Source organism: Mesorhizobium sp. B2-4-3 (assembly GCF_006442815.1).
Lineage (GTDB): Bacteria > Pseudomonadota > Alphaproteobacteria > Rhizobiales > Rhizobiaceae > Mesorhizobium.
This window is the reverse complement of sequence record NZ_VFVL01000006.1, coordinates 151,674-175,471: the sequence shown is the minus strand read 5'-3', so window position 1 is coordinate 175,471 and position 23,798 is coordinate 151,674. Positions and strand designations below refer to the sequence as shown.

20 protein-coding genes are annotated in these 23,798 nt (G+C 64.9%); 12 read left to right on the top strand and 8 right to left on the bottom strand.

The genetic code is table 11. The annotated features are described in order from the left end of the window. The first annotated feature begins 4 nt into the window (after positions 1-4). On the top strand, positions 5-883 hold the full coding sequence (locus tag FJ956_RS09150) for an N-acyl homoserine lactonase family protein (protein WP_140675106.1): 879 nt from the start codon (positions 5-7) through the stop codon (positions 881-883). A 101-nt stretch (positions 884-984) separates the two neighbouring features. On the opposite strand, the gene FJ956_RS09145 is transcribed toward FJ956_RS09150, so the two are convergent. Continuing rightward, on the bottom strand, positions 985-1,767 hold the full coding sequence (locus tag FJ956_RS09145; RefSeq protein ID WP_181170145.1) for an SDR family NAD(P)-dependent oxidoreductase: 783 nt from the start codon (positions 1,765-1,767) through the stop codon (positions 985-987). A 405-nt stretch (positions 1,768-2,172) separates the two neighbouring features. On the opposite strand from FJ956_RS09145, the gene FJ956_RS09140 reads away from it, so the two are divergent. The 3 genes from FJ956_RS09140 to FJ956_RS09130 are packed head-to-tail and all read left to right on the top strand — an operon-like array spanning position 2,173 to position 5,712. Next, on the top strand, positions 2,173-3,111 hold the full coding sequence (locus FJ956_RS09140) for a sugar ABC transporter substrate-binding protein (protein WP_181170144.1): 939 nt from the start codon (positions 2,173-2,175) through the stop codon (positions 3,109-3,111). A 40-nt stretch (positions 3,112-3,151) separates the two neighbouring features. Beyond that, on the top strand, positions 3,152-4,702 hold the full coding sequence (locus FJ956_RS09135) for a sugar ABC transporter ATP-binding protein (RefSeq protein WP_140675097.1): 1,551 nt from the start codon (positions 3,152-3,154) through the stop codon (positions 4,700-4,702). After that, positions 4,699-5,712, top strand: coding sequence for an ABC transporter permease (locus FJ956_RS09130; RefSeq protein ID WP_140675094.1), 1,014 nt, complete (start codon positions 4,699-4,701; stop codon positions 5,710-5,712). Before FJ956_RS09135 ends, FJ956_RS09130 begins: the two co-directional genes overlap by 4 nt. A gap of 331 nt (positions 5,713-6,043) precedes the next feature. Here the strand turns inward: FJ956_RS09130 and FJ956_RS09125 are convergent, their stop codons facing one another. From FJ956_RS09125 to FJ956_RS09115, 3 genes are read right to left on the bottom strand one after another with little or no spacing between them, the layout of a single operon-like run. After that, on the bottom strand, positions 6,044-6,766 hold the full coding sequence (locus tag FJ956_RS09125; protein ID WP_140675090.1) for an ABC transporter ATP-binding protein: 723 nt from the start codon (positions 6,764-6,766) through the stop codon (positions 6,044-6,046). Continuing rightward, positions 6,763-8,625, bottom strand: coding sequence for an ATP-binding cassette domain-containing protein (locus FJ956_RS09120; RefSeq protein ID WP_140675087.1), 1,863 nt, complete (start codon positions 8,623-8,625; stop codon positions 6,763-6,765). Before FJ956_RS09120 ends, FJ956_RS09125 begins: the two co-directional genes overlap by 4 nt. Before the next feature lie 7 nt (positions 8,626-8,632). Next, a complete protein-coding gene (locus FJ956_RS09115) occupies positions 8,633-9,532 on the bottom strand; it encodes a branched-chain amino acid ABC transporter permease (RefSeq protein WP_181170143.1) in 900 nt (299 codons plus the stop codon). 575 nt (positions 9,533-10,107) lie between these two features. Between FJ956_RS09115 and FJ956_RS09110 the strand changes: the two genes are divergently transcribed. After that, positions 10,108-11,274: an ABC transporter substrate-binding protein gene (locus FJ956_RS09110; RefSeq protein WP_140675081.1), complete on the top strand. Its 1,167-nt coding sequence runs from the start codon at positions 10,108-10,110 to the stop codon at positions 11,272-11,274. A 69-nt stretch (positions 11,275-11,343) separates the two neighbouring features. Here FJ956_RS09110 and FJ956_RS09105 read toward each other — a convergent pair whose 3' ends face one another. Then, positions 11,344-12,216 carry an MBL fold metallo-hydrolase gene (locus FJ956_RS09105; RefSeq protein ID WP_140675078.1) on the bottom strand — a complete coding sequence of 291 codons (873 nt, stop codon included), beginning with the start codon at positions 12,214-12,216 and terminating at the stop codon, positions 11,344-11,346. 338 nt (positions 12,217-12,554) lie between these two features. On the opposite strand from FJ956_RS09105, the gene FJ956_RS09100 reads away from it, so the two are divergent. The 5 genes from FJ956_RS09100 to FJ956_RS09080 all read left to right on the top strand — a co-directional run bounded on the left by FJ956_RS09100 (position 12,555) and on the right by FJ956_RS09080 (position 19,290). Further along, on the top strand, positions 12,555-13,532 hold the full coding sequence (locus FJ956_RS09100) for an ABC transporter permease (RefSeq protein WP_140675075.1): 978 nt from the start codon (positions 12,555-12,557) through the stop codon (positions 13,530-13,532). Positions 13,533-13,563: 31 nt separating this feature from the next. Further along, a complete protein-coding gene (locus FJ956_RS09095; RefSeq protein WP_140675072.1) occupies positions 13,564-14,568 on the top strand; it encodes a sugar ABC transporter substrate-binding protein in 1,005 nt (334 codons plus the stop codon). Positions 14,569-14,657: 89 nt separating this feature from the next. Then, positions 14,658-16,709 (top strand): SMP-30/gluconolactonase/LRE family protein, encoded by a 2,052-nt coding sequence (locus tag FJ956_RS09090; RefSeq protein WP_246672022.1) that lies wholly within the window; start codon positions 14,658-14,660, stop codon positions 16,707-16,709. Continuing rightward, positions 16,706-17,800 carry a hypothetical protein gene (locus FJ956_RS09085; RefSeq protein WP_140675069.1) on the top strand — a complete coding sequence of 365 codons (1,095 nt, stop codon included), beginning with the start codon at positions 16,706-16,708 and terminating at the stop codon, positions 17,798-17,800. Before FJ956_RS09090 ends, FJ956_RS09085 begins: the two co-directional genes overlap by 4 nt. Then, on the top strand, positions 17,797-19,290 hold the full coding sequence (locus FJ956_RS09080; protein ID WP_140675066.1) for a sugar ABC transporter ATP-binding protein: 1,494 nt from the start codon (positions 17,797-17,799) through the stop codon (positions 19,288-19,290). The genes FJ956_RS09085 and FJ956_RS09080 overlap by 4 nt, the downstream gene beginning before the upstream one ends. A 62-nt stretch (positions 19,291-19,352) precedes the next feature. Here the strand turns inward: FJ956_RS09080 and FJ956_RS09075 are convergent, their stop codons facing one another. From FJ956_RS09075 to FJ956_RS09065, 3 genes are read right to left on the bottom strand one after another with little or no spacing between them, the layout of a single operon-like run. Continuing rightward, on the bottom strand, positions 19,353-20,090 hold the full coding sequence (locus tag FJ956_RS09075) for an SDR family oxidoreductase (RefSeq protein WP_140675063.1): 738 nt from the start codon (positions 20,088-20,090) through the stop codon (positions 19,353-19,355). Between the two features lie 28 nt (positions 20,091-20,118). Then, positions 20,119-21,486, bottom strand: coding sequence for an MmgE/PrpD family protein (locus tag FJ956_RS09070; RefSeq protein WP_140675060.1), 1,368 nt, complete (start codon positions 21,484-21,486; stop codon positions 20,119-20,121). Between the two features lie 24 nt (positions 21,487-21,510). Further along, positions 21,511-22,404, bottom strand: a complete 894-nt coding sequence (locus FJ956_RS09065) for an NAD(P)-dependent oxidoreductase (RefSeq protein ID WP_140675057.1) — start codon at positions 22,402-22,404, stop codon at positions 21,511-21,513. 217 nt (positions 22,405-22,621) lie between these two features. Between FJ956_RS09065 and FJ956_RS09060 the strand changes: the two genes are divergently transcribed. Then, positions 22,622-23,593 (top strand): LysR substrate-binding domain-containing protein, encoded by a 972-nt coding sequence (locus tag FJ956_RS09060; protein ID WP_140675055.1) that lies wholly within the window; start codon positions 22,622-22,624, stop codon positions 23,591-23,593. A 10-nt stretch (positions 23,594-23,603) separates the two neighbouring features. Beyond that, positions 23,604-23,735: a hypothetical protein gene (locus tag FJ956_RS30985; RefSeq protein WP_281405614.1), complete on the top strand. Its 132-nt coding sequence runs from the start codon at positions 23,604-23,606 to the stop codon at positions 23,733-23,735. The last annotated feature ends 63 nt before the right edge of the window (positions 23,736-23,798 follow it).

Below are 23,798 nucleotides of genomic sequence, written 5' to 3'. Positions count from 1 at the left end.
TTGAATGGCACACTACTCGATCTGGGTGCTCGAATACGCGGCGGTGGAGAAATTCCCCTTCAGCGTCATGATGTACGGGCCGCAGCACCAGGGCACGCGCAAGCTTCCCTATGCCTATGCGCTTCTGAAGGGCAGCGGCGAAACCATCCTGATCGATACCGGCTACGACCATGTCGCCTATGGCGAACAGTTGGCTACCGCCTACGGCGTCTCAAACTACCACGGGCCGTGGGCGGTTCTCGCCGAATGCGGCGTGAAGCCCGAGGACGTGACCAGCGTCTTCATAACCCATGCTCATTTCGATCACATGGGCGCCATGCATCTGTTTCCCAACGCCAAATTCTACGTCCAGAAGAGCGAGCTGGACAAATGGGTCTGGGCTCTCACGCTCGGGCCGGAATACCGTTTCCTGGTGGGCGGCGGCGATCCGGCCGATATCGTGCGCGCGGTCGAGGCGGCGAAGGAAGGCCGCATGATCTGCATCGAGGGCGACCAGGAAAACGTGCTGCCGGGGATCGACGTCCATCTCGCCGCCGACACCCACACCTATGGCAGCATGTATGTCACCGTCCGCAACGACGGCACCGGCGGCGGCGAGGATCGCTGGATCTTCGCCGGCGACCTTATCTACACCTACGACAATTTGACCGGGCTCGATCCGGCCGCGCCGCAGATCGTGCCCATCGGCCTTGCCGTCGGCAGCCAACACAATCTGATCTTCTCCAGCGCCGAGATGCTGAAATCGGTTGGCGGCGAGGTGCGCAGGGTGATCCCGGTGCATGAGGACCGGCTGCGCACCGCATTCCCGTCGCGGCTGACGGACAGGGGCCTTCAAGTGGTGGAGATCGCCCTCGCCAAAGGCGAGAAGAGCTGGGTTGGCTAGAGCAATTCCAGGAAAAGTGTGTGACGGTTTTCCGTCCGGAATTGCGGAAAAACAAAACCCTAGTGGCGAGCAAGGCAGGGGCTTGCCCCTGCCTTGAAGCGTCAGAGCTTGTCGGCGCCCGCGACGAAGCCGCCGCCGTCGATGACCACGGCCTGTCCGGTGATGAAGGACGCGGCGTCGGACGACAGGAAAAGCACTAGCTGCGCGATTTCGGACGGGTCGCTGATCCGGCCCATCGGGATCATCGGCAGCACCGTGTCCTTGGCGCTCTGCTCGCTGCCGAACATGCCGCGCAGCAGCGGCGTCATCACCGAGCCGGGCGCGATGGCGTTGACGCGGATGTTCTTGCGCGCCACTTCCAGCGCCACCGAATTGGTGAGGCCGATCACGCCCCATTTGCTGGCGCAATAGACCGCGGTGGTGGCAAAGCCCATGACACCGAACAGCGACGAGGTGTTGACGATCGCTCCGCCGCCATTGGCGGTCATATGCGGGATCTGGTGCCTCAGGCCGTTGAAGATGCCGCGCAGATTGACGTCCATCAGCAGGTCGTAATCGGCGTCCTCGAGCTCGTGCACCGGCGCGGTCTTACCCGGGACGCCTGCATTGTTGAAGGCGATGTCGATGCGACCGAACCGCTCGAAGGCATGCTTGTGCAGGGCCGCCATCGCCTTGCTGTCGCGAACGTCGACTTCTTCGAACTCGATCTCGACGCCAAGCGGCTTGACCTCGCCCTTGAGGCTTTCTCCGGAATCCGCGCCGATGCCGGAAACGTAGAGATTGGCTCCGGCCTTGGCGAAGGCCAGCGCCGTTGCCCGCCCGATGCCGGTCGTCCCCCCGATCAGGATGACGTTCTTGCCGGAAAAGTCATAGGTCACTTTCATGTCTGCTCCCATCTCGTTCGCGCTGTTACGCGCTCGCGGCGCTCTCCACTTCGGTTGCCTCAGCCATAGCTGCAGCTTGATACCGATAACAAGGAAAATCAGCTTAGCAACACGATCTTGTCCGTTTCAAATCACATGTGACGGCGCAGAGGCGAATTTCTCCGGCTGAGCGATGCTGGCTATTGCCGGTCTGCTAAAACTACCGTATGGTACCGGTACCAAGATCAAGCAGCAGACACCTCCGTCTCATGTTGGCTCGCGGGAGCCGCAACGGATGCAAGCGGCCGATAGGGGTGCCCGACGGACACGGCAAGCCGGTGTCCCGGCGCCCCTGATCGGAGTCCGAGGAGAGGGAACGGCCGGCCCGCCATGGGCCGGCACCAACGGGAGAGGAGGATTTCCCAGATGAAAAGGCTTTTGCTTGCCTTACTGACCGCCGGAACGATGATCGTTTCAACCGCCGTGCAGGCGCAGGACCACAAGACGCTCGGCATCGTCGCGCTGCTGGCCAACGATGCGCTCAACATCGCCGTCATCGGCGGGGCGACGGACGCCGCCAAGGCGGCCGGCTGGGACGTCAAGGTGACCGACACCCAGGCCAGCGCAGATCAGGCCAACGCGGCGATGAACTCCTTCGCGGCCCAGCATGTCGACGCCGTCTTCGTGCTGGCCTTCGCCAGCAGCTCGATCGGCTCCGGCCTGGCGGCCGCGCGCGATGCGCACATCCCCGTCGGCACCTGGGGCGGCGAGATCGTCCCCGGCATCGTGGCGACGACCAGCGGCCGGCAGGTCGGCGGCGATTCGGTGAAGTACCTTCTGGAGAAGGCCGGCGAGAAGGCCAACGTGCTGGCCATGACTTTCCATCCGGGCAAGCTTTGCATCGACCGCGGCGTGGCCTTCGACGAAGGCGTCAAGGGCAAGTCGGGCGTCAAGGTGGATTACAGCGAGGTGGTCGCGCCCGGCCAGGTCCAGTTCGGCAACGCCACGGCCGCGGCCTGGCTGACCGCGCATCCGGCCGGTGGCGACACGCCGCTCGCCATCTGGTCGTGCTGGGACGAGCCGATGCAGGGCGCCGTGGCGGCGCTCCGCCAGGCCGGCCGCACCGACGTGACGACCGTATCGATCAATGGCAGCGCCCAGGCCCTGCAACTGGTCAAGGAAGGCGACATGACGGCCACCGTCTGGCAGCCCGCTTATCAGGAGGGCAAGGAAGTGTTCCAGGCCATTCTCGACTCCATGAAGGCCGGCGATTCCTGGCAGCCCAAGACCATCGAGATCCCCGGCGTGGTGGTGACCAAGGACAATGTCGACAAGTTCATGGCCGAACATCCCAATGGCATGTGAGACATACCGGCCGGGCCGCTCCGCGAAACGGAGCGGCTAGGTGTCGGCGACCGTTTCGGCCGCCGACGCATGGATGCGCATCCGCGGCCTGACCAAATCCTTTGCCGGTGAACTTGCGCTCGACCGCGCCGATCTCGATATCGAGCGCGGCCAGGTGCACGGCCTTGTCGGCGCCAACGGCGCCGGCAAGTCCACGCTGATCCGTTGTCTCGCCGGCGTCACCAGTCCGGACCAGGGCAGCGTGACCATCGCGGGCAGCGAGCTGCAGATGGGTTCGCCGCAAGCTTCCGAGCGCGCCGGGCTTGCCTTCATCCACCAGGAACTCAATCTGATCCCGCATTTCAGCGCCCTGCAGAACATGCTGCTTGGCGCGCCGAAGGTGACACGGTTCGGCATGATCGACTGGAAGCGCTCGGGTGTCGCCGCGCGCGCCGCGGCCGAGCGTGTCGGCATCCGGTTTCCGCTCGATACGAAGGTCTCCGAGCTGTCGGTCGCCCAGCGCTGGCTGGTCATGATCGGCAAGGCGCTCACCCGTGACGCCAGCATGATCGCGATGGACGAGCCGACAGCCTCGCTCTCCGAGCCGGAAAGCGAGCAACTCTTCGCCATCATCCGCGACCTCGCCGCCCAGGGCGTCGCCATCCTCTATGTGTCGCATCGGCTGGAGGAGGTCCTGCAGCTTTGCGACAGGATCACCGTCCTGCGCGACGGCCGCATCGTCAGCGAGGCCGAGCGCGGCGCGCTGGACAAGAAGGGACTTGTGCGAGCCATCATCGGCCATGCGATCCGCACACCCGACGAGCGCGACCGGCTCGCCGCCGACCGCAGCCGGCAGTCGGTCTTTTCCGCGCGCTCCATTGCCTGGAAGCAGGCGGTGAAGGAGGTGGGCCTCGATCTCTACAAGGGCGAGGTTCTGGCGCTCGGCGGACTGGTCGGCGCCGGCCGCACCGAATTCGCTCATCTGGTTGTGGGTCTTGCCCGCCCCGAGGCCGGCCATTTCGAGCTGGACGGCAAGCGGCTCGACGTCGCCAACCCGTCCGAGGCGGTGAAAGCGGGCATCGCGCTGGTGCCCGAGGAGCGCCGCTCGCAAGGGGTGATGCTGCAGCAATCCGTTGCCTTCAACATCAACATCTCGACGCTGAAGCTTCTGCGCAGCGTGCCAGGTCTTCCGTTCGTTTCCGACGCCAAGAGCCGGCGGCAGGCGGAAAGCCTTGTCGCCCATCTCGGCATCAAGACGCCGGGCGTCACCGCCAAGATCGCCGGCCTTTCCGGCGGCAACCAGCAGAAGGCGTTGATCGCGCGCTGGCTGAATGCCGGCACCAAGCTTTTGATCCTCGACGAGCCGTCGCGGGGCGTCGACGTCGGCGCGCGCGAGGAGATCCACGACGCCATCCGCGCCCTTGCCCGCTCCGGCGTCGGCATCCTGGTGATCTCCTCGGACGTCGAGGAGCTCACGCTGCTGGCCGACCGCGTCCTGGTGATGCGCGAGGGCCGCGTCACCGGCGAGCTCACTGGCGCCGACATCACCGAATCGCGCATCATCGAGCTCAGCTATCACGACGCGCATGACGATCAGGGAGAAGCGGCATGACGGCCGAGACTGTGCCCGTGGCAAAGGAGGCGCCGCAGCCCCGCAAATCCTCGTGGAAGCGGACCGCGCTGATCGGCCTGTCGCGCTACGGGACGATCATCGGACTGCTGCTGATGGTGCTGTTCTTCTCCATCAACGCACCCGGCATTTTCCTGTCGCGCGCGAACTTCCTCAACATACTGAGCCAGGCTTCGCTCACCGCGATCATCGCCAGCGGCTTGACCTATACGCTTGTGGTCGGCGAGTTCGATCTCAGCATCGGCTATGTCGCGAGCTTCGTCGGCCTCATCGTCACCGGTCTGATGGCGTATGAAGGCTTTCCGATCTGGTTGAGCATCGTATGCGCTCTGGCTCTCGGCTCGGGGATCGGCATCCTCAACGGCCTGCTCGTGACCAAGGTCAGGATCAATGCCGTGATCTCGACGCTCGGCATCGGCACGATGCTGACCGGCATCGGTTTCACCTACAGCGCCTTTCCGATCGCCACCGGCATCCCGCGTGTTTTCACCGACATCTCGCTCGGCCGGATCGTCTTCGGCCTGCCCAATCCGGTGATCATCATGGTCGTGGTGCTGCTGGCGCTCTGGATCGTGCTCAACAAGACCGACATCGGCCAGAAGATGCAGGCCGTGGGCTCCAACATGGAGGCGGCGAGGCTCTCGGGCATCCGCGTCGACCGCATCAAGATCTTCGCCTTCGCCACCGCCGGCTTCTGCGCCGCGCTCACCGGAACGCTGCTGTCGTCGCTGCTCGGCAGCGGCACGCTGGCCGCCGCCGACGGCTATCTGCTCGACGCCTTCGCCGCGGTGTTCCTCGGTTCCGCCACCTTGCGCGAGGGCGAGTTCCACATCACCGGAACGCTGGTCGGCGTGCTGATCCTGGCGGTCGGCTTCAACGGGCTCAGCATCTTCGGCGCGCCCACCCATTTCCAGCCGATCTTCAAGGGCGGGATACTGGTGCTTGCCGTCGGCATGTCGGCGCTCGCCCGTCGCTACGCCGCCTCGGCCTGACGGGTGGCGGGCGCCTGCAAGAGATCAAGGAGCTGGGGCGGCTAGTGGCACTGCATAGGGATTTTGACCGGTCGGCTCTGTTTGCGTTGGCAGGCGGCATGCGCTGGAGACTGGCCGAAACGCCCACCGCGGTCGTCATTCTATGGCGAAGCAAGGAGCGAAGCGACGCGGCGCAGACCATAGAATGACGAGGTTGGGGAGGCTTCAACCAATTCCCGGCGTTTGCGCTGATTTCACGGACATGAACGGAAAATCTTACACCAAGACAAACCGCAAACCTTTTCAAAATCCCTGTGTCGGGAAACGTCTAACGCTTCAACGCCGGGCTGCCCTAGCCGAGATATTTGTTGAGGATCGACATGCCGCCGGAGCGTATCGTCTCCGGCTTCATCTCGTCGACGATCTCGCCATGCGTCATGACGTAGAGCCGGTCGCAGACGCGGGTTGCGACGTCGGTGCGTTGTTCGACCAGCAGCAGCGAGGCGCCGCGCTTGCGCAGCTCCAGCATCGCCTTGACCACGATGTCGACGGCGACCGGAGAAAGCGCCACCGACGGTTCGTCGAGCAGCATGATCTCTGGGTCGCTCATCAACATGCGGCCGATCGCGACCATCTGCTGCTCGCCGCCGCTGAGGAACGACGACAGCCGCTGGCGGTAAGCCTTGAGGACCGGGAAGAGATCGTAGACGGAGGCGAGCAATATCTGGGTGCGTGCCCGGTCATGGCGCAGATGCAGGGCACCCAGGAGCAGATTGTCCTCCACGGACTGGTCGAGGAACAGGCGGCGTCCCTCGGGAGCGATTGCGGCCAGTCCGCGCGCGATACGATGGGTGGGCAGCGCCGAGACGTCGGTGCCGCCGATCCGGATCAGGCCGCGCCGCTGCTTGACGAGGCCCATGATGGCGCGCAGCACCGTCGTCTTGCCGGCGCCATTGGGGCCGAGCAAGGCGACGGCCTCGCCCTTGCCGACGCTGAGCGCTACGTCGCGCACCACATCGAAGCGTCCGTAGCCGGCGCTCAATGAGTTGATTTCGAGAGTGGGTCGTTCGCTCATTCGCCGAGATACACCTGTCTGACCACCGGGTCGGCGCGCACTTCGTCGGCGGAGCCGGTGAGGATCACTTCGCCGGCGTTGAGCACCGTCACGCGGTCGCAGAGCGGGAACAGGAAGCGCGTCTGGTGCTCGATGATGATCATCGTCACGCCCTGCGTCTTGAGATTGGCCAGGATCGCGGCCAGATGCCTGACCTCCTTGGCGGACAGTCCGGTCGCCGGCTCGTCGAGCACGATGATGTCGGGGCCGGCCACGCAGACCGACGCGAGCTGGGTGAGCTGCTCGATGCCGTGCGGCACGTCCGCCACCTGCCTCGCGGTCCAGTCGGCGGCGCCGACGAGGGAGAGAGCCTCGCTGGCGCGGTGTTGCATGGCCGCCAGGTCGCGCCGGCCGGAGGCAAGCATCGGCCAGAGCGGCGCGCGGCCGACAATGCGCGGCACGCGGTCGAAAAGCCCGACCATGACGTTCTGCGTCGGCGTCAGTTCCTTCACCAACTGCGCGGCCTGGAAGGTGCGCCGGAGTCCCAGCCGCGAGCGGCTGCTTGCGGGCATGCCGTCAACGCGCGTGCCCTTGAGCCGGACTTCTCCGGCATGCGGCGTGAGGCGCCCCGATATCACATTGGCCAAAGTGCTTTTTCCCGAGCCGTTCGGGCCGATCAGGCCATGTATGTGGCCGCGACGGACGGCCAGGTCGACATTGCGCAGGACCTTCGGACCGAGCCCATAGCCGAATTCGATGCCGCGGCATTCGACGATGATCTCGGAGTCTTTCGGCGAAGCGGAAGAGGCCGTGGTGTCGGGCGCGGCGGGCAGGGCTTCGGCCGAGGCGGCATCCGCCGCCGCAGCGATGCCGCCGGCGCGCCGGGCAAGCGCGCGCCGTGCGATGCCGACGACACCGTCGGGCAACAGCGTGATCGCTAGGATCGAGAGTGCTCCGTAGACAATCTCTTGCAGCCAGGGATTGATGTTGACGACATTCGGGAACATCGAGACGAACATCGCGCCGACGACCGGACCGATGCTGGTATTGATGCCGCCGATCAGCACCATCACCAGCACGTTCAACGACACCGACCAGTCGAACTGGCTGGGAGAGACGACGCCGAGGAAGGAAAAGAGCCAGCCGGCTCCTCCGGCCATCGCGGCCGAGACACCGAAGACGCCGACCTTGATCGTCGCCGTGCGCGCGCCGGCTGCTTCAGCAAAGGGCTCGGCGTCGCGGATCGAAAGCAGGATCGGGTAGAGCGGCGAATGGCGGATGTTCCAGACCAGGCCGAGGCAGGCGAGCAGCGCCAGCATGATGCACCACACCAAAGGCGTGCCGAGCCATTCCAGCCTTGCCGGGAAATCCGGGAAGGCCGGGCCGAGCAAGCCCTGCAGGCCGCCCGTGACGGTGACCATGTCGGTCGCCAGAACCGTCAGCACCAGCGTGAAGATAAAGGTGGTGATGGCGAAGTAGAGGCCGCTGACCCTGAGCGACATCGCGCCCACTGCCATCCCGATCAGACCCGTCGCCACCAGGACCAGCGCCAGCAGGCCGAAGACGTTCCAGCCATAGTCATTGGCAAGGATCGTCGTCGCATAGGCGCCGATCCCGAAAAAGCCGCCTTGGCCCAGGGAATAGAGGCCAAGCATGCCGGCCACCAGGTCGAGACTGATGGCGAGTATCCCGAAGACGGCGGCCACCAGCACTAGGCTCTGGAGGCCGAGGTCGGTGTGAGCGACATAGGCGGTGGCCGCCAGATAGGCGATCAGGACAGCGGCCAGCCCGGCGGCGCGCCAGCGGCCGACGCGAAGCCTTGGAGCGGCGCCGGCGCCTGGCTGCGGATCGCCGGGTTGCGAATCGAATGTGGAAACCATGCTCACCTCAGCCGCGCGTCACGGCCGCCCGGCGCGGGCGAAACAGTGGATTGCTGGTGCTGAACAGCCCTTTGGGCGAGACGATCAGGATCAGGACGAGCACGATGAAGGGAAACCAGTCCGAAGCCTGCGAATTGATCAGCGCGTTGGCGCCTTCGGCGCAGACGCCGAGCAGCAGGCCGCCGAACATCGCCGCTATCGGCCGCTCGGTGCCGCCTCCGATCATCATGGCGATGAAGCCGTATGTCCCGAACGTATCGCCAAGATAGGGATTGGCGAAGGTCGATGGCCCGATGAGCAGGCCTGCGATCCCGGCGTAAACGGCGGAGACCGCGAAGGCGACGATGGCGACGACCGTCGTGTTGGCGCCGATGGCCGATGCCATCTCGGGGTCGGCGGCCGTCGCCATGCCGAGCTTGCCGAACAGCGTATAGCGCCGCACGACCTCGAAGCCGGCGGCAAGCACCGCGGCGGTGACGATGGCGAGAAGCTGCTGGGCGGTCAGCACCGCGCCGCCGATCGGCAGGCTGATGCCGTTGAGGATCGGTGGGAACGCCTGCGAGGTCGGGCCCCAGATATAGGCGGCGGCGTTCTCCACGATCACGGCGAAGCCCAGCGTCGAGACCAGCCAGCCGAAACTGAAGCGGTTCGACAAAAGGATCGGCCGCACCGCGATGACATAGGACAGGATGCCGACGATGCACGAGCACGCCAGGCCGGCAAGCGCGGCCAGCCAGACAGGATAGCCGGAAGAGGCCAGCTCGGCGGTGACCATCACGGTCACCATCATCAGCTGGCCCTGCGCGAAGTTGATGATGCGCGTGACGTAGAACGAGATCGCGAGCGCCATGCCGATCAGACCGTAGATCGATCCTATCGCTACTCCGCTCAACACGAATTGCAGCACTGGCGGCTTTCCCCTCTCCTCCGGCCGGCGTCGCCTCCTCAGCCGGCTCGATCGCCTCGCGGGAGACGCTTCCGTCGGATAGCCGCCCGGATTCAGATGAACCGTCGGGCCGGGGTTCCATGTCACAATGTCCAGCTCTGGCATTCTGCGCCGGTGCCAGAACACCTAGTCGAAAATGGCCGTCCGGAAATAGCTGATGCGAGTGACATAACAGCTATGAGCGGAGCGGTTGGATGGCGTTCGGAACGCTGAAACGCCGCTGCGGCGAGAGCCGACCGGGTCGTGTTTGCATGTGCGGGCGGACCAAGTCATCTGGGTGAAAAAATTTAATAAAACCAAAAAGTTAGGATGAATACCGAGCTCCCTGTTGGCGATGCCGATAATCGTGCCCGGCCGACTTCTCCGGTGACATTTGGAAGGCCGCCGAACCGGCCCCGGGCCACTGGCGCTCGCGTTGACAAGGCCGTGCAACGGGATAGCAAAATTCACCACCGAGAGGGCGCGGGAAGCGCAGGGCAAATTGAGCGATTGGGTTGTCGGTTCCTGCCCACCGATCGCAGGGAGGAAAATCGGACATGAGAAAACGCGCGACGACTGCCGCGATGTTGCTGGCTACGACGGCGTTCTGGGGGATCGGTGTTCAGGCCGGCGCCGCGGACGAATATCTTATCGGCCTGATCGCGGGAACGACCGGCGCCTACGGTTCGACCGGCGTCGCCACGGTGAACGGCTCGCAGATGGCGGTCGACGAGGTCAACGCCGCCGGCGGTGTCGATGGCCACACCTTCAAGCTCGACCCGCATAACGACAATGCATCCGCCACGCTTTCCGGCCAGCTCTATGAGAAGCTGATGTCGCAGGGAGCGATAGCCATCGCCGGTTCGCCGGATACGGGGCCGGTGACGGCGCAATTGGCGCAGCGCCACAAGTTCCCGACCATCGGCGTCGTCGACGATGGCGGCCTGACCGTCAATCCGGACGGTCCGACCAGTCCGCCCAATCCGTGGGTCTTCGACTTCGGCCTCAACACCTTTGCCTGGGGCGAGAAGATCGGCCAGCATGCCCTCAAGCACTGCCCCGATGGCCTCGCGGTGCTGCATGATCCATCCACCTACGGGCAGGGCGGGCTGTTCGGCATCCAGCTTGCCTATGACAAGGCCGGCAAGAAGATCGCCATGGATCACACCATCACCGAGAACTGGTCGACGGGCGCGACCGCCGGCCTGATGCCGGAGGTCAATGCCATCAAGGCGGCGGGCATCAAATGCGTCGATGTCTGGCTGACGCCGCAGGACCAGGCCGCCTTCGTGCAGGACCTGCATTCGATCGGCTATGACGCCATCGTCTACGGCAATGACGAAACCAATGCCGATGACACCTACTCGAAACTTGCCGGCGACCTTGCCGACGGGACGATCACCGCGATGCTGACGACGGAACTGCATCCGGGTCCGGAGCTTCTGGCGTTCAAGGACGCCTACAAGAAGAAGTTCAACGTCGATGCCACGCCGTTCTCGGCGGGCGCCTATGACAGCATCAAGATGCTGGCGCAGGTCATCAAGGACGTGAAGTCGACGAAGCCGGAGGACCTGCAGAAAGGCTTCAACGCGGTCCAGGGCTTCAAGGGCATGACCGGCACCATCGGCTTCTCGGAGCAGAGCCATATCACCATCACGGCCGAGCAGGTGACGCTGGTCAAATACGATGCCAAGAGCAAGACCTGGGTCGAAGTCACCGACTGACGTCTCTGCGGGATGAAAGACAGGGCCGGCCCGATCGGGCTGGCCCTGTCTTTTTCAGTCGTCCGTTTTCTAAAGCTGAACCAGCCAGGCTTCAGGCACCAGGCGGTAGCCGGCGCCGGCTTTCACCAGATGCGCGAAGCCGGGCAGGTGCAGGTGCCCGCCGGTGACGAGCAGCCGCTCGTTGGCGACATGCTCGAAGATCTTGCGGCGGTTTTCATGCGCCAATGCTTCGTCGACGTCGAATTCGCTGGTGACCTGCGGCCGTGGAATCTGGATCTCGGGCACATGCACCGTGTCGCCCCACATCACCAGCGTCTCGCCGGCCGAGTCGAGCTGATAGCCGCTGTGGCCGGGCGTATGTCCAGGCAGCGGAAGCTGCCTGATGCCCGGCACCACGTCCCCGCCATTCGTCGGACGGAAGCGGCCTCGATACGTCGTCAGCAAGGCATCGGCCGAGCCGGCATAAGGCACGGCCGCCGCCGACTTTCCGCGTTTTTCGGTGTCGGACCAGAAGTCGAAATCGTCTTCGTGGACGATGATCTCGGCGCGCGGGAAGAGCGGCTTGCCGGCCGTGTCGATGAGGCCGCTCGAATGGTCGGGATGGATATGCGTGAGCAGGACTGTGTCGAAGTCCGCGGGCTTGAAACCGGCAGCCTCGAGATTCTGCGGCAGCAGCCCCATGGAATAGACCGTGGTCGACCCGCCTCCGGCGTCGACCAGGACGGTGTGCTTGCCTGTCTCGATCACGAAGGCATTGACGGTGAGACGCGGTTCCGTGTGGCGGAACTGCTCGCGCATCAGGCCCTCCATATCGCCGCGCTCCGTTCCGCGCAGGATGGCCACGCTGATATCGAGGAAGCCGTCATTGATGACGGTGACCATGGCATCGCCCACTCGGCGTCTATAGACCCCCGGCGTCTGTTTGCGCGGCTCTTCCGTCATCGTTTCCTCCCGGTGCGACAGGCGCCTTCGCGCCTCCTCTTGTCGCTCTGCAGTTTTGCGTGATTGGCAAGGCGGAGTGAAGCGACGAGGCTGTCCGGAATCCGGATAACAGCTATGGCGCTGATCGCATGGCAGGCCTCGCCGAACACGCCCAGTCCTCAGCTCCCGCAACTCCACCCGATGCGGCGCCCTATGCCCCGTCCGACATGAAACATAACTGATATTCCCTGGGCGGATATGTCTTGAACCACCCAAAAAGGGGATGGTCGCCGGGAGGAAAAACAGGTCGCGAAGGGGGTTCGCGACCGGGCCGGCAGGCCTGGTTCGGGAGGTGGCGCATGGCCAAGGCGCGGTTGTCGCAGGAGGGCGTGGTGTTCGCGCTCGCCGTCGCGCTGTTCGTGGTTTTCGCCGCCACGTTGAACAATTTCCTGACCGCGGGAAATCTGATCGCGCTGGTGCGCAGCGTCTCCATCCTCGGCATATTGGGCCTCGGCATGGGGCTGGTCGTCATCGGCCGCGGCATCGACCTCGCCATGGTGGCGACCATGGTGGTGTCGCTGTCCTGGGTGCTTTCGATGGCGCAGGCCGGCACATCCTTCGACACGGCCCTCGTCTACGGCGCCTTGCTGGCGCTGGCGATCGGCCTGGCCAGCGGCATCCTGATCGCCTACGCCGACATTCCCGCCATCTTCACCACGCTTGCGATGGGCCTTGTGATGTATGGCTCGGGGCGAGCCTTCCTGTTCCAGATCGACGTCCAGAATTCGCCTGCCGGCGTCGCGTGGTTCGATGCCCTCGGGCAGGGGACCTTCCTCGGCTTGCCGATGCCCATCGTCGCCTTCGCCGTGCTGGCCGCCTTGGTCGCGCTGGTGCTGATGCGCACGCGCTTCGGCCGCTTCGTCTACGCGACCGGCGACAACGCGCTCGCCGCGCGCATCACCGGCCTGCCGCTGCGCCCGTTGATCGTGGCGCAATATGTGATCAGCGCCCTGATCGCCTTCCTCGCCGGCGTGGTGATGGCGGCCGCCGTCTCAGGAATGAGCACCCGCGTCTACAACTCGACCATGATCTACGACGTGCTGCTGGTCGTCGTGCTCGGCGGCATCAGCCTCAGCGGCGGCCGCGGCAGCGTGCGCAACGTGCTGGTGGGAACGCTGCTGGTCGGCGTGCTCCTCAACGGCATGACCATCCTCGACATCACCTACACCACGCAGAACCTCATCAAGAGCCTGATCCTGCTGCTCGCCATCACGGTCGATAGTTTCATCAACCCGAGGGACGAGCAGACTTCGCAACAGAGCCAGGGCGACATCTGAACAGAGCTTTGCAATCTAACGGGAGGAAACCATGAAATTCAGAACTATCCTGGCGGCCGGGCTCATGGCGCTCGGCCTTGCTGGGGCCGCTCACGCCGATGACGGCCTCGACAATCCGTCGCGCAATCCGTTCTACGACGGCCTCAAGGGCAAGCGCGTCGTCTTCATTCCGCTGGCCATGGGCTTCGACCTGACGGAAGGCTGGGCGGCGATCATGCGCAAGCAGGCGGCCGACCTCGGCTATACGCTCGAGATCCGCGACCCGAACTGGAGCACGGACGCCGGCACGCGGGCGCTGACGGCGCTCATCGCCGAAAAGCCCGACCTGATCATCGCGCACAATCCTGACGTCCAGTCCTATGCGCGCCTATTGAAGCGTGCGATGGACGCCGGCATCAAGGTGGTCCAGCTCAACCTGGAATCGGTCGTGCCGACCGACGCCTATGTCGGCGCCGACTGGTCGCGCGTCGGCTATATCGAGGCGGACGCGCTGGTGAAGCAGTGCGGCACGGGGTCGGGCAAGTCCGGCAAGATCGCGATCATCCGCGGCCAGCCCACGGCGGCGTCGGATCTCTATGAGCTCTATGCCTACAAGCAGACCTTCGCCAAGGACCCGGCGATCAAGATCGTGTCCGAGCAGGCCGCCCAGTATGATCCGGCCAAGGCGCGCGCCATCATGGAAACGGTGCTGCAGCAGCATCCGGACCTGTGCGGCGTGGTGGGCAACTGGGACAACCAGGATGTCGGCGCGGGCGCTGCCATCCAGGCGGCGGGCAAGGCCAACGACGTCTATGTCGTGACATCGGGCGGCGGCAACCAGATCGGCTGCGACAACATCCAGAAAGGGCTTCTGGACCTGATCATCAGCTACGACGTGCCGCTGCAGGGCAATGCGATCAACCAGCAGATCGTCCAGACGCTGCTGTCGCCCGCCAAGGCCGGCGAATCGAAGACCGCCTACTACACGCCGCTGACGCTGCTGACCAAAGACAATATCGGTCCGCGCACCTGCTGGTCGCTCGACCAGTTGAAGTGAGCCGGGGCAAGTCAATCAGCATCATGTCCAGCGACACCCTAGCGTCCCTGCGCTCGCGTTATCTCCCCGATCATCTGATCGGGGAGATCATGTCCAAGCGATGGATCGACAACGCCATCCCGTTCACCGCGCTGGTTCTGACGGCGCTGGTCATGGGATCGATCATTCCCGACTTCCTGTCGCTCTCCAGCCTGTCGGATCTGGCCCGCCAGTTCGCCGAATTCGGGCTTGTCGTCCTGGCGCTCACCGTCGTCATGATTTCGGGCGGCATCGACCTCTCGGTGGCGTCGGTCTTCTCCCTTGCCGTCCTGTTCTCGCTCATCGGCGTGAATGTCTACGAGTTGCCGGTGCCCGCGGCGCTCGCCGGCATTCTCGGCATGGGAATGATCTGCGGCGCCATCAACGGCGTGCTGATCGGCTATCTGCGGCTGCGCGCCTTCCTGACGACGCTGGTAAGCCTGATCATCTTCCGCTCGCTCTACGAGATCGTCTTCGTGCGCATGTCCACCTCGATCATGTCGGGGTTCTCGACGTCGGATCTCTGGGTGTTCATCGGCGAAGGCACGGTCCTCGGCATTCCGGTGTCCCTTGTGATCACGCTGATCATCGCGCTCGCCTGGCATCTGGTGCTGTCGCGCATGCGGCCCGGCTGGCGGCTGACGGCCGTCGGCGGAGCGCGGCGCTCGGCCTTCAATGCCGGCATCGACGTGCGCTTCATGGTGTTCCTCACCTATGTCGCGTCGAGCACCATGTGCGCGCTCGCCGGCTTCCTGTTCGCGGCCCGCCTCGGCAGCACGGGGTCCGACACCGGCGTCGGCCTGGAGGTTCAGGCGCTGACGGCCGCCGTGCTCGGCGGCACCGCCATCGGCGGCGGCCGCGGCTCCGTCGCCAAGGCCATCATCGGCAGCCTGCTCGTGCTCATGCTGACCAACGGCCTGATCAATCTCGGCATCAGCGGTCCGATAACCTCGACGATCCTCGGCGCGATCCTTTTGCTCGCCGTCTTCGTCGACATGCGTTGGCAGAAGCACCGCCACCGCATCCTGGCCAAGGTCTATGTCTCGCCAGCCTATCTGTCGCTGCCGCCGTCGCCGCAAGTCGATGCGCCCGGCTCGCCCTATGTGCTCAACGATCGGCTGCGCTCCGTCGAGATCATCGGCCTCGGCGAGATCGAAGGGCCCGAGGACGTCATCCTCGACCGCGACGACAATCTCTATTGCGGCACGCGCCATGGCGACATCGTGCGCTTCTTCGGCTCCGATCATAAACGCTCGGAAGTGTTCGCGCATATCGGCGGCCACCCGCTCGGCATGGCCTTCGACAAGGCCGGCAATCTGCTCGTCTGCATCGGCGGCATGGGGCTTTTCCAGGTGGCGCCCGACAAGACAGTCACCAAGCTCACCGACGAAACGAACCGCAGCTGGTTCTCGGTGGTGGACGATTCACGCCTTCGCCTGGCCGACGACGTCGATGTCGCGCCGGACGGCCGCATCTATTTCAGCGAGGCGACCATACGCTACGAGCAGGAGGACTGGGCAACCGATGCGCTCGAGAGCCGCGCCAGCGGGCGCATCATCTGCTACGATCCCCGCACCGGTAAGACGCACACGGAAATCCCGAAACTGGTGTTCGCCAACGGCGTCGCGATGTGCTCCGACGGGCAATCCTTCATGTTCGCCGAGAGCTGGACCTGCTCGATCAGCCGTTACTATTTCGAAGGCCCGAAGAAGGGCAAGGTCGAGAAGGTGATCTCAAACCTTCCGGGCTACCCGGACAACATCAACCGGTCTTCCGACGGCAATTACTGGCTGGCGCTGCTCGGCATGCGCGGACCGGCCCTCGATCTGGCGCAGCGCATGCCCGGTTTCCGCAAGCGCATGGCCCGTCGTGTCGCGCCGGACCAGTGGCTCTATCCCAACATCAACACCGGCTGCGTGGTGAAGTTCAACGAGAAGGGCGAGATCCTCGACAATCTCTGGGACCTTGGCGGCCTTAACCATCCCATGATCACCTCGATGCGCGAGCATCGCGGCTGGCTCTATCTCGGCGGCGTCTCCAACAATCGCATCGGGCGCTACCGCCTGCCCGATGCCGACCCGAACTGGTGCGCGCAGGACGCCTATTGGGGCGCCCGCCCATGATCGCCGCCATCTGGAAAGCCTGGGCCAATTTTCGCGGCTTCGATCTCACCGGCAGCACCGTGCCGCCGATGGATGGGCCCTTGCGCCCGAACGCGAAGCTGGACGCGATGCCGGTGTTGATGCAGCTCGACGGCGTCGACAACCTCACGGCCGCGCATGGCGGGATACTTTGCTCTTCCGGCAACGATCTGCTGACCCTCTCAGCCACTGGCGATGCCTCGCAATTTGAGCTGAGTGCGCGTTGTCCGATGTACGGGCCGGTGACCAGCATCGCCGCCGTGGGCGAAAGCGTGGCGATGGCGGTCGAAGGTCGCGGAATTCTCCTGGAAAGCCCCGGCGCCACCTCACGGCCGTTGACCATCGAAGGTCTGAATCCTTCCTGCGTGACGGCCATGGCTTTCGCCGATCCAACAACACTGTTCGCTGCCGTCGGATCGGATCGCCACGCGGCGAGCGAATGGAAGCGCGACCTGATGACGAAGTCGGCGAGCGGCTCGGTCTGGCGGATCGACACCGGCAGCGGCCGCGCCGAACGGCTTCTCGGCGGGCTGGAATTCGCGGCCGGGCTGGCGCTTTCGGGAAAGGACATCTTCGTCGCCGAAGCGTGGCGGCATCGCGTCCTTGCGCTGGCGGGCGGCTCACAGCCCCGGATCGCGCTCTCGGCCTTGCCCGCCTATCCGGGCCGCATGACGCCGTCGGCTTCGGGCGGCTTCTGGCTGGCGATGTTCGCGCCGCGCAATCCGCTGGTCGAATTCGTGCTCAAGGAGGACGAATACCGGCGCCGCATGGTCGACACGATCGAGCCGGCCTACTGGATCGCGCCGGCGCTGGCGACCGGAAAGAGCTTTCTCGAACCGATCCAGGGTGGCGCCCGCAAGAAGCTCAACATGCTCAAGCCGTGGTCGCCGACATGGTCGACCGGCCTGGTGGTGCGATGCGACGATCGCATGGCCATGCTGCGCAGCTACCAGAGCCGCGCCGACGGCGATGTCCATGGCGTGACGTCGCTCTGCGAGGCAGGCGGCAGGTTGATCGCCGGCGCCAAGGGCTCGGGCAAGATCGTGGCAATCGACGACGAGACGGCGGCATGAATTCACTGGTTCAATTGCGCGGGGTGTCCAAGGACTTTCGCGGCGTGCTCGCGATCTCGGACGTCAACCTCGACGTTCGTCCGGGCGAGATCCATGCCATCCTCGGCGAAAACGGCGCCGGCAAGTCGACGCTGATGAAAGTGCTGGCCGGCGTCTATCAGCCGTCCTCGGGCGAGATGGTCCTGGACGGCAAGCCGACGGTTTTCAACTCGCCTTCCGACGCGCTCGCGCATGGCGTCGCCATGGTCTTCCAGGAGACCAATCTGGTTCCCTCCATGTCGGTGGCGCAGAACATCTATCTTGGCGACGAGAAGCTCTTCAACCGCCTGCGCGGCCTCAATATCCAGGCGCAGCGTTATCTCCTGTCGCTCAATTTCTACGTCGATCCCACGTCGCAGGTTTCCACCTTGGGCGCCGGCAAGAAGCAGATGGTCGAGATCGCGCGTGCCGTGCATCACCATGCCCGGCTCATCATCTTCGACGAGCCGACCGCGACGCTGACGCCGGAGGAAAAGTTCCACTTCTTCAATCTGGCGCGCCGGCTGAAGGAGCAGGGGATCGCCATCATCTTCATCAGCCATGCGCTGGAGGAAGCGCTTTATCTGTCGGACCGCATCACGGTGATGCGCGACGCCAAGGTCGTCGTCACCGATGACACGCGCAATTTCGACCGCGACCGCATCGTGCAGGCGATGGTCGGGCGAAGCTTGTCCGGCGAGCTTTACGCCGGCGACAAGCGCAAGGCGCGGCCGATGGGCAAGAAGATCCTGAGCGTCGAGAACCTGTCGATGGGCAACACGGTCCGCAACACCTCGTTCTCCGTGTTCGCAGGGCAGGTCACCGGCATGTTCGGCCTGGTCGGGGCAGGGCGGACGGAGACGATGAAGATCGTCGCCGGTGTCTTGAAGCGGGACTATTTCCATGGCGGCACCGTGCGCTTCGAGGACCGGCCGGTCCGCTATCGCACGCCGCGGCCAGCGGTGCGAGACGGGATCGTCTACGTCACCGAGGACCGCAAGATCGAAGGCTTCTTCGAGACGATGACCATCGCCAGCAACGTCCAGCTCGGCGCGCTGGCGACCGGCACTAATCCGCTGACCGCGGTCACGCCGCGCCAGGCGCGCGAGCTGGCCACGGCCTGGACCAAGCGATTGGGCGTCAAGGCGATCGACGCCGACGCGCGCGTGATCGAGCTGTCGGGCGGCAACCAGCAGAAGGTGGTGTTGTCCAAGGCGCTCATCCAGAAGCCGAAACTCGTCGTCCTGGACGAGCCGACGCGCGGCGTGGATGTCGGCACCATCGTCGAGATCCACAACTTCATCAACGAGCTTGCCGACAGCGGCATGGCGGTGGTGGTGATCTCGTCCTATTTGCCCGAGATCCTGGCTTTGTCGGACCGTATCTTGGTTGCACGCCAGGGTCGCGTCGTCGAAGAGATGGACATCGCCGAGGCAACCGAAAGCCGCATCATGTACGCCGCCGTCCATTGAACTGGGCGTCACGGGCCGGTTCGATGGAGGTCTAAACGACGGCCATAGCCGTCAGTCGGGACCTACCATCTGTTCGTCGGCAGCACGAACATCTGCGCGATCTGGACATGCGGCGGCTGGCTCAGCGCGAACATCACGCAGCGCGCCACGTCCTGCGGATCGAGCGCCATGCCGAAGCGCTCGAAATACTGACGCGCCGCTTCCTCGTCGCCGCGGTGGCGGGTCGTGACGATGTTGGTGCGCGTCAGGCCGGGCATGATCTCGATGACGCGCAGCGGGGTCTCCGCGAGCTCGCCGCGGATGATGTCGCTCAGCATGTGCACGCCGGCCTTGCTGGCGGAGTAGGGCGCCTGCTCGGGCACGATCCGGAGCGCGCTGATCGAGCTCATGTTGACGATGTCGCCGCGGCCGCGCGCGATCATGCCTGGCAGGATCGCGCGCGTCACGCGCATCAGGCCGATCAGATTGGTCTCGATGATCGCCGACCAGTCATCCGCCGATCCCTGGTCGAAACGGATGCGGCCGCCGATATCGTGGCCGGCATTGTTGACCAGTATGTCGATGTCGCGGAATTCCGCCGGCACCTGTTCCAGGCAAGCGTCGACGGCCGATGCATCGGCAATGTCCAGCGTGAGCGCAAAGACCTCACCGCCCAGCTGGCTTGCCAACGCCTGAAGCGCCTCGGCCTGCCGGTCGACAAGCACGATGCGGGCGCCCTCCGCCTGGAGGCTTGTCGCAATGGCACGGCCGATGCCGCTCGCCGCGCCGGTCACGAAAGCTGTCTTGCGCCGAACTGTCATTCAGACCCCTCCCCACGGGCCTTCCCGCTCAAGCTGCTTTTCGCTGCCTGGCCTTTTCCTTCGTTGCGCAGAGCGGCATCAGCCGGCCAGCATCCTTCTTGGAGTCCAGCCGGTCGATGAAGTCCTCGATCGACCTCGCCGCCTCGCCGCCTACGATCGGCGCGGCAGCCGACCGGAAGCGCTCGCGGATTTCGGCTTCGGTGGCCGGTATGACGTCCTGAAGGCCCATCGACAGCTGCCGCCCGTCGCCGAGCACGACATCGATGCTGGCGCCCTGTCTCGCCGGAAACTGCGAAGTCAGTTCCTCGCTCGCCGAAAGGTCGCTGGCATCGATCAGCCGCAGCGTCTCCTTGTCCCGCAGGTCCCGGTAATTGTCTTCCGACAGGCGGCCGCTGGCAAACACCGCCGCAACGCCATAGGGAATGCTCATCTTGGCCTGCAGCGAACGCTCGAAGGGTCCGGTATTGTCGCAACCCGGATAGGCGGCCGCCGCGGCGGGGACGCGGATACGGATACGTTCGACGGGCGCCGCGTCGGGGCCGATCATCTCGACGAGCTTCAGCGCGGTCTGGCAGGCCGTCTGGGCGAAATTGCAGGCCGGTGCCGCCTTGTGGTAGACGGCCAGGATATCGGCCTCGCCGTCGGGGAAGAGCTGCACAGGCCCCGGCATCGGACGGCGTGCGAACGCCGCGAAGTAGCCGGATTTTCCCTCGAGCGCGTCGGGGCTTCCATAGGCGCCGGCCGCCGCAAGCTGGACAGCCAGCCAGGCGTTGCGCGCGGCGAAGCCCGGATGGAAGAACATGTCCGATCCGCCGCTCTGCGGCCACTGGTTGAGGCCTGAGGATGTGTTGGCGGCAAAGGCGATCGCGGCCGCGGTCCGTTCCTTGTCGAGGCCGATGAGCCGCGCGGCGCCGCATCCCGCGCCGATGGGAGCCACCAGCCCCGTCGGCCTGAACAGCCCCGAAAGCTCCCTGTCGATCAGCATCCGGCCGAGCCGCCCGCCGACCTCGTAGGCGACGATCGCCGCCCGCAGCAGATCCGACCCTGAAACCGTCTTCGTCTCGGCCAGCGCCAGCAGCAGCGGCCAGACCACGACGCCATGATGGCATACGGATCCGGCATGCATGTCCTCGCGGACCAGCCCGTGCCCCTTGACCGCGTTGACGAAGGCCGCGTCCGCCGGCGTGGCCTGCCGGGTTTCGCCGATGATGTGGCCGCCGCGCGCCGGCGTCACCGCCGCCAGTGCCTGCCGGCTCGGATCGAGCGCGGACGCCTCGAAGGCGCAGCCGATGAAATCGAGCAGGCAAAGCTTTGCCTTGGCGGTGGCGGCAGGGCTGAACAATTCCAACGGCAGGTCGGCCAGAGTGTCGGCCAATTGCTTCGTGAAGGTCGCCATCCGAGCTCTCCGCTGTTCCTACCCTCAGCCGCGGATTTCTATTCCCGCCCATTCTTCGACGATACGCACCATCGAGGTGAAGTCCGAGTCCGGTCCGAAACGCGCATTCGTGGCGGCAAGCATCTGTCTCACCAGCGAGCCCGCGACCATCGGCACGCCCAGATTTTCCGCCTCGTCGACGCACATGCGAACGTCCTTATAGGAAAGGGCGGTGGCGAAGCCGAAATCGAACGTTCCCGGCAGCACGGCACGGGGGAACTTGTCCTGGGTGGCGCTGTTGCGGCCGCTCGATGCATTGATGATGTCGCACATGATGCGTGGGTCAAGTCCGGACTTCACACCCATCGCCAGCGCTTCGGCGGAGAGCAGGATGACGGCCGCCGCGATCATGTTGTTGCCAAGCTTGGCGACCTGGGCGGTGCCGGCGTTTTCGCCACAGTAGAACCGCTTGCCGAAATTGGCCAGCACCGGCTCGATCTCGTCGAATACCGATTTCTTGCACGAGACCATCACCGCGAGCGAGCCGTTGCTGGCTCCGGCGATGCCGCCCGAAACTGGTGCATCGACCCAGGCGATGCCGCGGCCGGCCAACTCCGCCGCGATGGCCTTGGCCATGCTGGGACCGGTCGTCGACAGGTCGATCACGACCTTGGCTTTCGCGCCGGACGCCAGGCCGTCGGCGCCGAGAACGACCTCCTTGACGATAGGCGGCGTCGGCAGGCTGCAGAACACCACCTCAGCCTCGTCCGCGACTGCGGCGGCCGTGGCGGCCACGCTTATGGAGTTGCCCGGCAGGTCGGCGGCGGCATCCGGCCTGCGATCATGGACGATGACATGGTGGCCCGCTTCCGCAAGCCGTCTTACCATGGGCGCGCCCATGCGGCCGAGCCCAACGAACCCAAGCGTTCGAGTCTGCAAAGTTCTTACTCCGGGAAGGCCATGCTCGTTCAGACGGCCATGGGCTAGCAAATAAGCCAATTCCGGAGCGCAGCATAAGCTTCGCTCGCCGCATAACAGCTTTGCAGAGCGCCGGTTGGGCCTCACTTGTCAACCATCGCCTTGTGCCCCAAACTCCGGTGTTTGCCGCGTGCTTCGACAATGCGGTTCTCGCATTCGAGCCAAAGGCCGCACTTACATGTTCGATCTGAAGCAACTGCAGCTGTTCACCGCGGTGGCCGAGTTCGGCAGTTTCTCGCGCGCGGCGGTGGCGCTCTCCATCAGCCAGCCGGTGCTCAGCCGCCAGATCAAGTCGCTCGAGGACAAGGTCGGCGTCGCGCTGCTCTACCGCAACGGCCGCGGCATCGTCCTGACGGAAGCCGGAAAGATCCTCCAAAGCTACGCCGTGGCCCTGCTCGAGCAGGCCGCGCGCGCCGAGACGGAACTGGCGGCGCTGCGCTCGAACCCGCGCGGCACGATCGTGCTCGGAATGCCGCCGTCGGTCGGCGTCGTGCTGACGGCGCCCCTGGTGCAGAATTTCCGCGCCCAGTTCCCTCAAGTGAGCCTGAGGGTGATCGAAGGCTTCAGCGGCCATCTGCTCGAATGGCTGGTGATGGGCAAGATCGACGTCGCGGTTTTGTACAATGCGCCGCGGATGAACAACCTTCTGGCCGAGCCCATCCTGCGCGACGAACTGTTCCTGCTCGGCGCCAAGAACGACCCGCACAATCTCGGTCAAGGTCCCGTCGACGCCGACGTGATGTCCCGGCTGCCGATGATCCTGCCGGCAAGGCCGCATGGCCTGCGCGTGGTCCTGGATCACATCCTCGGATCCGCCGGCATCGAGCCCAATATCGAAGTCGAGGTCGACGCCATGCCCTCGACCTTGCGGCTCGTCGAAGCGGGGGTAGGCTACACCATCCTGTCCTATTCGAGCTGCCACAACCTCGTCGCGGAAGGCAGGATCAACTACTGGCGCATTCGCAACCCGCCGATCGAGCGGGAGCTGCTTCTGGCGACATCCAGCCAGCGGCCGACCACGACGGTCATACGCGCGCTGACGACCCTGATCCGCGATGAGGTGCGCGTCCTGCGCAAGCTGGGCGTCTGGGAACCGCGCCAGCCCCCTCCAGCCTCCGATCATGCAGACGATATCGGAAAAGCGGGATAAGGAGCGAGCCATGCCGGGCGCGCTGGAGGGAACAACTGTCGTCTCGCTGAAGACTGCGGTTGGTCCGGTCGAGCTTTTTGCGCCACCGGTCACGGTCGACGGCAAGCGCCCCGAACTGGGGCAGGGTGCCCTCGCTTGGTGAGCACGATGTGGCTTTGCGGCGGGAGTTCGGTCCGCCGGACACGGCAGGATCCCAACGGATAGG